Consider the following 12,655-nt stretch of genomic DNA (forward strand, 5'->3'; position numbering starts at 1 on the left):
TAAAGTAGCGGTCTTTCCCCCACCAGCAGTCGCCCACCATGCGTACCACCCGAGCCATCCACGCTGTCGAGCGGCTGAAAACGCGCAGCGGCAATCCGCAGTTCGCCGCGATCAGCCTGTCTGGCGGCTTGTTCTATCTGGTCGACAAATCGAGCGGATCGGACAAGAAAGTGTCCGACCCGCTCACGCTCGACGACTTCGTCAAATTCGTCGATGCGTATGGGCCGCCGAAACCGCGTAAAGCGAGCAAGCTCGATATCGCGTTCGAAGAGCAGATCAAGAAAAGCAAGGGCAGTTGAGCGGAGGGGGGCCTCGCTTTCACAGTGCTTCAAGTCATTTTCAACCTCTTTCAAACGCCCCCAATCTCCCGCCACTGCCCATCCGCCGTGCTGCTCGCAAGCATCGCATCGATAAACCGCAGCCCCGCCACACCGTCTTCCACCGTCGTCAGCAACAGGCTTTCCGCCGGCAGTGCGCGACCCGAGTCCAACGCTTCGATCTGCAACGCCGCGTCTTTATACAACTGCGCGAACGCTTCCAGATAGCCTTCAGGATGCCCCGCCGGCACACGCGTCGCATGCGCCGCGATCGCGCTTTTCACGCGCCCGCGCGTCAAACGCTCAGCCGAACCACCCAGCGGCGTGAACCACAGTTCATTCGGCTGTTCCTGATCGAAGGCAAGATTCGCCTTCGTTCCATACACCCGCAGACGCAACGCGTTCTCCGCGCCGCTCGCCACCTGACTCGCCCATAGCATGCCGCGCGCGCCGTTCGCATAGCGCAACATGGCCTGCACATGATCGTCGATGCGACGTCCCGGCACGAAGGTATGCACCTCCGCCGCGAGCGACGACGGCGTCATCCCCATGACGAAAGCCGCCAGATGATACGCGTGCGTGCCGATATCGCCGAGGCAGCCTGCCGGACCCGCTAACGCAGGGTCCGTGCGCCAGCCGGCCTGCTTATTCGTGCCGCTCGTTTCGATCGGCTCCGCCAGCCAGTCTTGCGCGTATTCCACCTGCACCAAGCGCAATTCGCCGAGTTCGCCCGTGTCGATCAGTTCACGCGCGTAACGCACCATCGGATAGCCGGAATACGTATGCGTCAACGCAAACAGCTTGTTCTTTTCGCGCGCGAGTTTCGCCAGCGCCTCGCCTTCCGCCAGCGAAATCGCCAGCGGCTTGTCGCACACCACATGAATACCCGCTTCGAGAAACGCCGTCGCAACCGGCGCATGCAGATGATTCGGCGTGACGATCGCCACCGCGTCGATGCCATCGTCGCGGGCGGCTTCGGCGCGCGCCATCTCGCGCCAGTCGGCGTAGCTACGCGCGATGCCCGCCTCGGCGGCGCTGGCCTGCGCACGCTGCGGATCGGACGACAACGCACCCGCCACCAGTTCGAAGCGATCGTCGAGCCGCGCCGCGATCCGATGCACCGCGCCGATAAACGCGCCCTGCCCGCCGCCGACCATGCCCAACCTGAGCCTTCTTTGCGCCATTGATTTCATCCCTGTCAGATACCCAGCACACGCTTCAACTGCGCCGCATCCACGCCACTCTCCGCGAAATCGTCAAACGCATGCTCCGCCACACGAATGATGTGCCGCCGGATAAACTCCGCGCCTTCACGCGCGCCATCATGCGGATGCTTCAATGCGCACTCCCATTCCAGCACCGCCCAGCCGGGAAAATCGTACTGCGCCATCTTCGAGAAGATCGCGCCGAAATCGATCTGCCCGTCGCCGAGCGACCTGAAGCGCCCCGCGCGTTCGACCCAGCCGCTATACCCGCCGTACACGCCTTGTTTGCCGTTCGGTCGAAACTCGGCGTCTTTCACATGGAACGCTTTAATCCGCTCGTGATAGATGTCGATAAACGCCAGATAGTCGAGTTGCTGTAAAACGAAATGGCTCGGGTCGTAAAGAATATTGGCCCGCGCGTGCTGTTTGACCGCATCGAGAAAACGCTCGAAGGTCACACCGTCGTGCAGATCTTCGCCGGGATGGAGTTCGTAGCACACGTCGACACCGGCGGCGTCGAACGCATCGAGAATCGGCGTCCAGCGGCGCGCGAGTTCATCGAACGCGGCTTCGACCAAACCCGTCGGACGCTGCGGCCACGGATACAGATAAGGCCACGCCAGCGCACCGGAAAACGACACATGCGTGCTCAAGCCCAAACGCTGTGAAGCTTTCGCGGCCAGCTTCAGTTGCTCGATCGCCCATTGCGTGCGAGCTGCCGGATTGCCTCGCACTTGCGGCGCGGCAAACCCGTCGAACAACGCGTCATAAGCCGGATGCACCGCCACCAGTTGCCCTTGCAGATGCGTCGACAATTCGGTGATCGTCACGCCCGCGTTCTCCGCGGTCTCGCGCAATTCATCGCAATAGGCTTGGCTTGCCGCCGCCTGTTCGAGATCGATCAGACGCGGGTCGCACGGCACCTGAATACCTTTGAAGCCGAGACTCGCCGCCCACTCCGCGAGGTGCGCGAGATTGTCGAACGGCACCTCGTCGCCCATGAACTGGGCGAGAAAGATTGCCGGACCTTTGATGGTTTTCATCGTACGGTTCCTTGAACGGGAGCGCGCTAGCGTTGCCTTCGCCGCAGCGGCGAAGGCAAGAGCAAAGCAAAGCAAAGCCGGCCAACACGCTCCAGATGCTCAGGCCAACATCACACCGCCATCACGCTAACGTCAGCCCGGATTCAAAACGGCGAGTCCGGAAAATAAAACTGCTGCGCGTTTTCCTTCGTGATCAGCACCGACGGAATGATCGTCGTGGCGGGCAACTTCTCGCCTTTCAGACGCGCCTCGGCGGTGAGCTTGATCGCGTCGTAGATGAATTTCGGCGAGTACGACACGTCCGCCTTGATCATCGGCGCACCGTCCATCACGTTCTTCACCATGCCCTTCGAACCCGCGCCGCCGAATACGATCTTGATGTCCGTCCGCTTGGCCTGCTCGATCGCCTTCAGCACGCCGACCGCCATGTCGTCGTCAGCGGCCCAGACGGCGTCGATGTGCTTGAAGCGCGTCAGATAATCCTGCATCACCTTGAAAGCGTCGTCGCGATTCCAGTTCGCGTACTTCGCGTCGAGAATCTTCATCTCCGGATGGGTCTTGATCACGTCCGTGAACGCGGTCCAGCGCTCGTTGTCGAGCGTGGTCGGAATGCCGCGCAGCGCGACGATATTGCCTTTGCCGTCGAGCGCTTTCGCCAGATACTCGGCGGGAATCTTGCCGAACGCGGTGTTGTCGCCGGCCACGTACGCGTCCTGCGCGCTGGTGTCCGTCAGGCCGCGATCCACCACCGTCACATACACGCCTTTCTTCTTCACCTGCGCGACCGGCTGCGTGAGCGACGCCGATTCGAACGGAAAGATCACCAGCGCGTTGATCTTGTTCACCGTCACCAGATCCTGCAACTGGTTCGCCTGCTCCGGTGAGCCGGCAGCCGTCTTCACGATGATCTTGAGATCGGGATGCGCTTTCTCCAGATCGGTCTTCGCCTTGTTCGCCCACCAGACGATGCCGCCCGTGAAGCCGTGATCGGCCGTCGGAATCGCGACGCCGAGTATGACTTTGTCGTCGGCGCGCGCCATGCCCGCCGTGCCCAGTATCCCCAACGCCAGCACGCCGGCGCCGACCGCTCGAATGACCTGTTTCATGGTTGTGTCTCCAATGTCGATGAGGCGTTCGTGCGCCCCGATTCTCGAACCTGCCGTCGTGCCCAAGTGAAACGCTAAAGCTATCTCCGTCCGCGCTGCACGAACGCGACGAAAATAATCACCACGCCCTGCACCGCCGCGTTCAGATACACGCTGATGATGCTGGTGAGATTCAGAATATTGGCAATCACCGACAGCAGGATCGCGCCGATCACCGTGCCGACCACGCGTCCTTCGCCGCCCTTGAGCGCGGTGCCGCCGACCACGACCGAAGCGATCGCTTCGAGCTCCCACAACAATCCGGTGGTCGGCGTGGCCGACCCGAGCCGCGGCACATAGAGCACAGTCGCCACGCCCACGCAAATACCGAGCAGCACATACGTCACGATCTTCACGGTATCGACGCGAATCGCCGCGTAGCGCGCGACCTGTTCATTGGAGCCGATCGCCTGCACGTGACGACCAAACGCGGTGCGATTGAGAATCAGCGCGCCGCCGGCGGCCACTACGAGAAAAACCCAGATCGGCACCGGCACACCGAACAGGCTCGCGTAATAGACCGGGCCATACAGATCGGACAGCGAGTTATCCAGCGTCAACGCGCCGCCATCGGCGAGCCACGTCAGCACCGCGCGAAAAATCCCCAACGTGCCCAACGTGACGATGAACGGTTCGATCCGTCCTTTGGTAATCAGCAAGCCATGCGCGCAGCCGAACAGGCCACCGAGCACCAGCGCGAACACGATCCCGAGCGTGAGAATCAGCATAGGCGGGAGCGACTGTCCGCCGACGCCCGCCGCGAGCGCGTTCATCAGCCAGATCATGCTGCCGGCGATCAGCGCGGCCATCGACCCCACCGACAGATCGATGCCGCCCGAAATGATCACGAAGGTCATGCCGACCGCGATGATGCCGATGAACGACGTGCGCGTGAGCACGTTCATCAGATTGTCGAGCGTGGCGAAATCGCGATTGAGCAGCGTGCCGACAATGCACAGCAGAATCAGCCCGACGAGCGGCCCGAGCGCATACAGTCGATGCGCGAAGCGCAGCGCGCGGCCGGATTGCACGGCTTCAGTGGGTGCCGGTCGCATGGGCGATCAATTCCTCTTCGGTCAGATGATCGAGCGTCAGCGTGGCCTGCAAGCGTCCCGCGCGCATCACGGCGACGCGATGGCACAAGCCGATCAGCTCGATCAGTTCGGATGAAATGACGATCACCGCGCGCCCCTGCGCGGCGAGACGGTGAATCAGAAAATAGATGTCGCGTTTCGCGCCGACATCGACGCCGCGGGTCGGTTCGTCGAGCACGATCACCTGCGGGTCGGGTTGCAGGAACTTGGCGAGCGCGAGCTTCTGCTGATTGCCGCCGGACAGCATGCGCGCGCGGCTCGACAGGTCGCCGGTGCGGATGCCGAATTCGTTCACCGCTTTGGTCAACGCCGCGCGGCCCGCTTTCATATCGAGCAGCGGATGTGCGTAGCGTTCGAGCGTCATCAGCGTGACGTTGTCCTGCAGGCTCAGGTTCACGTGCAGGCCTTTGCCTTTGCGGTCTTCGCTCAGATACGTGAGGCCGTGGCGCATGGCGTCGCGCGGGTTTTTCAGATCGGCGGGACGGCCGGCAATTTCGATGCGGCCCGCCGTGCGCTTGCGCAAGCCGATGATCGCTTCGAACGCTTCGGTGCGGCCCGCGCCGACCAGTCCGGCGAAGCCGAGCACTTCGCCGGCGCGCACGTCGAAGCTGAGGTCGTCGACCCAGTCGGGCACGCTGAGTCCGGCTACTTTCAAAGCGAGCGGCGCGTCGGCGGATACCGTGAGCTTGTCGGGGAACATGTCGGACACGTCGCGGCCCACCATCAGATTCGCCATCTGCTGACGCGCGAGCCCCGCTGTTTCGCTGCGCGCGACGAAGCGGCCGTCGCGCATCACGATCACTTCGTCGGTAATGCGTTCGACCTCGTCGAGCTTGTGCGAGATATAGACGATGGTCACGCCGTCGGCCTTAAGCTTTGCCATCAGCGTGAAAAGTCGCTCGGTTTCGGACGGCGTGAGCGTGGCGGTCGGCTCGTCCATGATGAGCAAACGCGCACGGCGCGACAGCGCCTTCGCGATCTCCACCATCTGCTTTTCGGCGACGATCAGTTCGCGCACCTTCGTGTCCGGCGCTTTCGCGAGGCCGACCTGCGCGAGGTAACGCGCGGCGTCGCGGCGCATCGCCGCATCGTCGACGAACCAGCCACGCCGCTTCTCGTGGCCGAGATACATGTTCTGCGCGATCGTCAGATGCTCGGCGAGATTGAACTCCTGGTGAATCAGCACGATGCCCTGCGCTTCCGCGTCGCGCGAACCGATGAACTGCTGCGCGTGGCCATCGATCAGCAAGGTGCCCGACGTCGCGGTCTCATAGCCCGCGAGGATTTTCATCAGCGTGGATTTGCCCGCGCCGTTCTCGCCGAGCAGGCCGTAAATGCGTCCCGGCGCAAGCTCGAAACTCACGCCGTGCAGCACACGCACCGGCCCGAAGTCTTTGCGGATGTCGTCGAAGCGAATCGCGAGGCTCATGGTCATGCGCTCCCGCGAATCACGAGTCGGTGCGGCAGCAGCACGCCGGGCACGTTCGCCAACGGATTGGCGAGCCGCTGCAGCAACAGCCGCGCGGCGGTCTCGCCCAACTCACGCATGGGCTGCGCGATCGTGGTGAGCGGCGGGTCGATCTGCGCGGCCAGCGAGATATCGTCGAAACCGACCACGGCGACATCGTCCGGCACCCGCTTGCCGACGCTGCGCAAACCGTGGATCACGCCGATCGCGAGCGTGTCCGACACCGCGAATATCGCGCTGGGCGCGTGCGGCGGCAACATCAGCGTGGCCGCGGCGGAGGCGCCCGCTTCGTAGTCGAGACTATTCAGGTTCATGCACCAGCGCTCGTCGGGCGTGATGCCGGCTTCGGTCAATGCGTCGAGATAGCCTTGCTGACGCTGCCGCGCGTACAGATAGTCGACGTCGGAATTGATCAGGCCGATGCGCTCGTGGCCGCGCGACAGCAGGTACCGCACGGCGTCGCCCGCGGCGCGGTAATTGTCGATGCCCACGTACGGCACGCCCATCGCCGGATCGAACTCGCAGCACGCGACCCAAGGCAGCGCGCTACTTGCCTCGCCGAGCGCCTGCTGGATAGTCGCCGGATCGAGGCAGATCGCACCGTCCGCGCGACGCCGCCGCAGCAGATCGAAGTAGCTGCGCTCGCGGCCCGGATCGGCGCCGGTGTCGCACAACAGCATGAAGTAGCCGTGCTGACGCGCCACGCTGTCGATGCCGCGCACGATCTCCGCGTAAAACGGATTGCCGACGTCAGGCACCATGGTCAGCAGCAGACGGCTTTCGGCGGTGCGCAGATTGCGCGCGAGTTCGTTGACGCGGTAGCCGCTCGCGTCGATGGCGGCGAGAACTTTGTCGCGGGTCGCGGGCCGCACGTTCTGGTGACCGTTCAGCACGCGCGACACCGTGGCCACCGACACCCCCGCCTGTTCCGCGACGCCGGCAATGGACAGGCCCTCGGCCGTGCCACGCGAGGGCTGAGCGCCAGGCTGGTTGTTGGGCTGGGCATCGGGCTGGGAACGCGCGCCGGATAACCCGGCACGGGCCACTTTGGACGACGGTTTGGACAAGTGAACTCGCCTGCAAAATGTAATCGATTACATTTTTGCGCGATGAAGGCCGGAATCGCAAGGTCGGATCGCTAGGGATTAACACGGGGTCGCTGGGTTTCGGCGCGGTAACGATCAGGCGACAAGGAGGCGCCCGCTGCGCTTGCGCGCGCCTGTCGCGCGGGCCCGGCGCCCTGCCCGCGGCGGCACGTTTTGACGCCGCCATTTGGTACAATCCCGCAGTTACCCTGCCGTGGCCCGCATCGTGAGCGATGCCTCCAGGCCGCCGGTCAGCGGGCAAACCGCCAAACTCGCCCACCCATACTGCCGAATCCACCATGAACATCGAGCAAGCGCGTTTCAACATGATCGAACAGCAGATCCGCCCCTGGGAAGTGCTCGACCAGGACGTGCTGAATCTGCTCTCGATCGTCAAGCGTGAACATTTCGTCCCCACCGTGTACCGCGATCTGGCCTTCGTCGACTTCGAAGTGCCGCTGCCGGCCGGCCAGCACATGCTGGCGCCGCGCGTCGAAGCGCGCGTGCTGCAGGAACTGGCGGTGAAGAAGCACGAAAGCGTGCTCGAAATCGGCGCCGGCTCGGGTTACATGGCGGCACTGCTCGCGCATCGCGCGCAGCACGTGCTGACGGTGGATATCGAACCGGAACTGGCCGAACTGGCCAAGGCCAACCTGATCGCCAACGGCGTGCTGAACGCCGAAGTCGCCACCGGCGACGCGTCGCGCGGCTGGGCCAACGCCGCGCCGTACGACGTGATCTGCGTGTCGGGCGGCCTGCCGGTGCTGCCGCAGGAAATTCTCGAACACCTGAAGATCGGCGGCCGCCTCGCGGCGTTCGTCGGCACCGCGCCGGTCATGAAGGCGCAGGTCATCACGCGTATCGACGAGAAGCAATATCGTATTGCCGATGTCTTCGAAACGTATGTCGAGCCGCTGACCAACGCCGTGCAGCCGCCGCGTTTCAAGTTCTGATTCACCTGGCCTGGCCGCTCGTCGGCCGGCAGGCTCGAATCACGTGCATTGATACGGACGGCCGGCATGGCCGCCGTCCTCTGAACCGGAAGTCCCGCTGATGCAAAATCTGACCGCTCCCGCGCTCGCCGAATGGCTCGCCGACACATCGCGCCCCGCGCCCGTGCTGCTCGACGTGCGCGAACCGTGGGAAATCCAGACGGCCTCGCTGGCCGGCGCCGTGTCGATCCCGATGCGTGAGATTCCCGCCCGCAGCGAAGAACTCGACGACGACGCGCAAATCGTCTGCGTCTGCCATCACGGCGCGCGCAGCGCCCAGGTCGCGATGTTCCTAGAATCGCGCGGCCATGCCAACGTGTTCAATCTGCAAGGCGGAATCGACGCGTGGTCGCGTCAGGTCGATCCGTCGGTTCCCACCTACTGAGCCCACTGCCGCGATGATGCGCCTCCGGGTGCCGGTCTTCGCGGCCGCTCTGGCGCTGGCCGGCACGCTGCACACGCTGACCGCACACGCCGTCGGCCTTTCCCAACTCTACGACGAAGCGCTCTCCAGCGACGCGCAACTGCAAAGCGCGCGCGCCGCCCTCGCTGCCAACAGCGAAGAGTTGCCGCTCGCGCGCGCCAAACTGTTGCCGCAGGTCTCGGCGTCGCTGTCCGCGAACCGCCAGAGCACGGACTTCGGCGGCGGCTTCCCGTCTTCGTACGGCAATAGCAACGGCTATACGATCTCGCTCACGCAACCGCTGATTCATGTGGACAGCTGGTACGGCTTTGCCCAGGGCAAGCTCGCGGTGGAGTCGGCGCAGGCCTCGTTCGCGCAGGCTCGCCAGGATCTGATCGTGCGGCTCGGCCAGGCGTATTTCGACGCGCTGTCCGCGCAGGACAGCCTCGCGATCGCGCGTTCGCAGAAGGCGTCGATCGCGCAGCAGCTCGAATCGGCCAAGCGCTCGTTCGAAGTCGGCAACACCACGATCACCGATACCAACGAAGCGCAGGCCAAATACGATCAGGCCATCTCGCAGGAAATCGCCGCGCAGAACGATCTCGCGGTGAAGCTGGCGGCGTTGCAGCAGATCGTCGGGCACCCGGTCGAGAAGGTCGACGGGCTGGTTGCCGGCGCGCCGCTCCCGCCGCCGGTGCCCGCCGACATCAACCAGTGGACCGACACCGCCAGCGACGCCAACTACCAGGTCGTCATCAAGCAGATCGCGCTGTCCACCGCGCAACGCGAAACCTCCAAGGCCAAGGCCGGCCATCTGCCGACCGTCGATCTGGTCGCGAGCCGCTCGCGCAGCAGCCTCGGCGCGGCCGGGGCGGGCAACTTCGGCGGGAACTTCGGCGGCGGCTTCGGCAGCGGCGCCGAGACGCCCACGGCCGGCACGCCGGCGCTGGCCGCGGAATTGGGTAATCTGGGTTCGTCGTACACGAACAGCACGATCGGCGTGCAGGTCACGATTCCGCTCTTTGCCGGCGGCGCGACGCAAAGCCGCGTGCGTCAAACGCTCGCACTCGAAGACCAGGCGGCCGCCGATCTCGATACCGCGCGGCGCAATGCCGCGCTGTCCGCGCGCCAGGCGTTTCTCGGCGTGGTGAGCGGACTCGCGCAAGTGCGCGCGTTGCAGACCGCCGAGCGTTCGGCGAACACGTCGCTCGAATCGAATCTGCTGGGTTATCAAGTGGGCGTGCGGATCAATATCGACGTGCTCAACGCGCAGGATCAGTTGTTCTCCGCTCGGCGCGATCTGGCGAAGGCGCGTTACGACACGCTGATCAATAGTCTCAAGCTGAAGGCTTCGACGGCGGATCTCACCGATCAGAACGTACTGCAATTGAGCGCGCTGCTGTCGCCGGTCGATGACGGTGCGTTGACCGCTTTGCCCAAGGTGCCGACGGTGCCGCACCCAGGCGTCGCGGCGAAAGGCGCGGCCGGGAAGTTGGGGCGGCGGGCGATGCCGCATGCGGCGGAGTCGCAGTAGGAGGCGGTGAGCCTGCCATTGCACCGATTCGTACATTCATTTCGGAATTTTCGTACGGTTTCCTGACCTTTGCGCAGGCACCATGCTTCGACCTTTTTTGGGAGAGCATGGTAATGAAACTTGTGAAGGCCGCGCTCGCGGCCTCGGCCTTCTGGCCTTTGGCGTCTTACGCCGTGCTGGGCGGTTCGCCCGGCGCAAACACCGGCGTGACCGCTCGGTCGATGCTGCAAGCCGCGGCGCCTCGCAACGCCTCCGCGGCCGCCGCGTCTTACACGATGCGCGAATCCGAAGACGCCGACGGCGTGACGATCCACGAATACGCGCTGCCTACCAACGTGGTGTTCGCGGTGAGCTGGCAAGGTCCGGTGCGGCCGGACATGCGTGCGCTGCTTGGCAGTTACTTTCCCAACTTTGCGAATGGCGGCGCTAGCCAGACGCGAGGCGCGGGTCCGATGGTCGAACACAGCGGCGATTTTCATCTCGAATCGGCTGGCCGCGCGGGCCACTTCTTCGGCAAGGCGTATTTACCCCGCCTCGTTCCCGCCAACGTCCGCGTGGATCAACTGCCATGAAACAGCGCATTGATTCACTCAACGCCCTCGACATGAAGACGCTCAACAAGGCGTTTTGTGGCGCACTGCTGACGGCAAGCGTGGCCCTGAGCGGTTGCGGCGGCGGTAACGGCGGCGCCGACGGCAGCGATAGCGCGGCGAAAAGTAATGGCGCGGTGGTGCCGGTGACGCCGGCGTCGGGTTCGGCGGCTGCGGTGGTGCCCACGCCTACGCCTACGCCCGCTCCAACACCAACACCAACACCAACACTGAGTCCGACTCCGACTCCTGCTCCTGCTCCTGCTCCTGCTCCTGCTCCTGCTCCTGCTCCTGCTCCTGCTCCTGCTCCAGCGCCGGCACCCGCCCCCGACACAAACACCGTCCCCATCACCGTCGAACGATGGACGGGCAACTACGCCAACATGCCGTACGTCACGGTCACGATCTGCATCCCCGGCGTTCAGGGCGGCGATCGATGCGCCACCATCGATCACGTCCAGCTCGACACCGGCTCGGTCGGCTTACGCGTTCTCAGCAGTGCGCTGGGCCCGTCCCTCGCCGCCCGTCTGCCGACTCAAACCGGCGCCACCGACGACCCGACCGGCAACGCATCCATCGCCGAATGCGCAGCGTTCGGCTCCGGCTTCACCTGGGGCTCCATCCGCCGCGCCGACGTGACGATCGGCGGCAAGGCGGCGGGCAATCTGCCGCTGCAGGTGATCGCCGACGGCAAGTACGCCACCCCACCGGACTGCCAGGCGCGCGGCGGCGCCGACCTGGGCACCGTCGCCCAGCTCGGCGCCAACGGCGTGCTCGGTATCGGCCCGGCGCAGCACGACTACCCGGCGGCCGCGCAATACGTGCTGCCGTCCGGCTACTACTACTGCACCTCCGCGACCTCCTGCACGAACACCCGTGTGCCGCTCGACACACAGGTCATGAATCCGGTCTCCAACTTCACCTCGGACAACAACGGCACGATCATCCGTTTGCCGGCGTTGCCCTCGGGCGGCCAGGCGAGCGTGACCGGCACGCTGGTGTTCGGTATCGGCACCCAGCAGAACAACGCGCTGCCGTCCAACCCGAACGTCCTCGCGCTCGACCAGTACGGCTATTTCCCGACCACCTACAAGGGCACCCGCTACACCAGTGCGATCGACAGCGGTTCCAACGCGAACATCTTCATCGATACGACGGTGCCCTACTCGGGCTCGTGGTACATGCCGGCCACGACACTCAGCCTGTCCGCGGTCCTGAGCGGCGTCGACAAGGCCGCGTCGCCTGTCACCGTGCCGTTCTCGCTGGCCAACGGCTGGAGCCTGCTGGCCAACCGCTATGCGGCCTATGACAGCCTCGGTGCGCCATCGGGTGGAATGTTTATCTGGGGCCTGCCGTTCTTCTTCGGCCGTAACGTGTACACGGCCATCAACAACGTGACGGTCGGCAAGCAAACCGCGCCGTTCATCGCGTTCTGATCCGACGCGGCACGTCCCGTCGAGCCCTACAAAAAGGCCAGCGCCGTAAAGCGCTGGCCTTTTTTCATACGGGCAAGACGACTGTTACATGCACAACGGCGCAGCGGCCATGCACCGCCGACGCCCGCTGGCGGATACGCACGCTTCGTCGCGGCGCGACACGCACCCGAACGAGGCGCGGATAGCGATCGTGCACCAGTATTGCGCCGCATCCCACGTTCATTACGCATAACTGACTGCCGTCGCAGCCACGCTGCAGCGCGCAAACCGCGAAGCACAAGTCGAAATTACAGCATGGCATGTGGCTTGCAGTACACAAGCGGCAAGTCATGCGGGATAAGCC

At 64.4% G+C, this 12,655-nt stretch carries 13 protein-coding genes; 6 read left to right on the forward strand and 7 right to left on the reverse strand.

All coding sequences use genetic code 11. From position 1 onward, the window contains the following. Window positions 1-38: 38 nt before the first annotated feature. Complete coding sequence (locus tag GGD40_RS08660) at window positions 39-299, forward strand: hypothetical protein (protein ID WP_035552568.1); 261 nt, start codon at window positions 39-41, stop codon at window positions 297-299. Window positions 300-349: 50 nt separating this feature from the next. Here the strand turns inward: GGD40_RS08660 and GGD40_RS08665 are convergent, their stop codons facing one another. The 6 genes from GGD40_RS08665 to GGD40_RS08690 form a co-directional block, all read right to left on the reverse strand. Next, complete coding sequence (locus GGD40_RS08665; protein ID WP_179743375.1) at window positions 350-1,501, reverse strand: Gfo/Idh/MocA family protein; 1,152 nt, start codon at window positions 1,499-1,501, stop codon at window positions 350-352. 14 nt (window positions 1,502-1,515) lie between these two features. After that, window positions 1,516-2,565 carry a sugar phosphate isomerase/epimerase family protein gene (locus GGD40_RS08670; RefSeq protein ID WP_179706481.1) on the reverse strand — a complete coding sequence of 350 codons (1,050 nt, stop codon included), beginning with the start codon at window positions 2,563-2,565 and terminating at the stop codon, window positions 1,516-1,518. 143 nt (window positions 2,566-2,708) lie between these two features. Beyond that, window positions 2,709-3,671: a substrate-binding domain-containing protein gene (locus tag GGD40_RS08675; RefSeq protein ID WP_179743376.1), complete on the reverse strand. Its 963-nt coding sequence runs from the start codon at window positions 3,669-3,671 to the stop codon at window positions 2,709-2,711. A gap of 80 nt (window positions 3,672-3,751) precedes the next feature. Then, window positions 3,752-4,765 (reverse strand): ABC transporter permease, encoded by a 1,014-nt coding sequence (locus tag GGD40_RS08680; protein WP_179743377.1) that lies wholly within the window; start codon window positions 4,763-4,765, stop codon window positions 3,752-3,754. Further along, window positions 4,746-6,233, reverse strand: coding sequence for a sugar ABC transporter ATP-binding protein (locus GGD40_RS08685; RefSeq protein WP_179743378.1), 1,488 nt, complete (start codon window positions 6,231-6,233; stop codon window positions 4,746-4,748). The genes GGD40_RS08680 and GGD40_RS08685 overlap by 20 nt, the downstream gene beginning before the upstream one ends. A gap of 2 nt (window positions 6,234-6,235) precedes the next feature. Further along, complete coding sequence (locus tag GGD40_RS08690) at window positions 6,236-7,318, reverse strand: LacI family DNA-binding transcriptional regulator (RefSeq protein ID WP_179744905.1); 1,083 nt, start codon at window positions 7,316-7,318, stop codon at window positions 6,236-6,238. 338 nt (window positions 7,319-7,656) lie between these two features. Here GGD40_RS08690 and GGD40_RS08695 point away from each other — a divergent pair, with 338 nt between their 5' ends. The 4 genes from GGD40_RS08695 (at window position 7,657) to GGD40_RS08710 (ending at window position 10,858) form a co-directional block, all read left to right on the forward strand. Further along, window positions 7,657-8,310 (forward strand): protein-L-isoaspartate O-methyltransferase family protein, encoded by a 654-nt coding sequence (locus tag GGD40_RS08695; RefSeq protein WP_179706485.1) that lies wholly within the window; start codon window positions 7,657-7,659, stop codon window positions 8,308-8,310. 100 nt (window positions 8,311-8,410) lie between these two features. Next, the gene (locus GGD40_RS08700) at window positions 8,411-8,734 is read left to right on the forward strand and encodes a rhodanese-like domain-containing protein (protein WP_179743379.1); all 324 of its coding nucleotides are present in this window, start codon (window positions 8,411-8,413) and stop codon (window positions 8,732-8,734) included. 13 nt (window positions 8,735-8,747) lie between these two features. Beyond that, window positions 8,748-10,286, forward strand: a complete 1,539-nt coding sequence (locus GGD40_RS08705) for a TolC family outer membrane protein (protein WP_179706488.1) — start codon at window positions 8,748-8,750, stop codon at window positions 10,284-10,286. Window positions 10,287-10,399: 113 nt separating this feature from the next. Then, window positions 10,400-10,858, forward strand: a complete 459-nt coding sequence (locus GGD40_RS08710) for a DUF2844 domain-containing protein (RefSeq protein ID WP_179743380.1) — start codon at window positions 10,400-10,402, stop codon at window positions 10,856-10,858. Between the two features lie 213 nt (window positions 10,859-11,071). On the opposite strand, the gene GGD40_RS36875 is transcribed toward GGD40_RS08710, so the two are convergent. Then, window positions 11,072-11,212 (reverse strand): hypothetical protein, encoded by a 141-nt coding sequence (locus tag GGD40_RS36875; RefSeq protein ID WP_257030378.1) that lies wholly within the window; start codon window positions 11,210-11,212, stop codon window positions 11,072-11,074. A gap of 47 nt (window positions 11,213-11,259) precedes the next feature. Here GGD40_RS36875 and GGD40_RS08715 point away from each other — a divergent pair, with 47 nt between their 5' ends. Continuing rightward, window positions 11,260-12,312: a DUF3443 domain-containing protein gene (locus tag GGD40_RS08715; protein WP_257030379.1), complete on the forward strand. Its 1,053-nt coding sequence runs from the start codon at window positions 11,260-11,262 to the stop codon at window positions 12,310-12,312. Window positions 12,313-12,655: the final 343 nt, after the last annotated feature.

The organism is Paraburkholderia bryophila (genome assembly GCF_013409255.1).
Classification (GTDB): domain Bacteria; phylum Pseudomonadota; class Gammaproteobacteria; order Burkholderiales; family Burkholderiaceae; genus Paraburkholderia.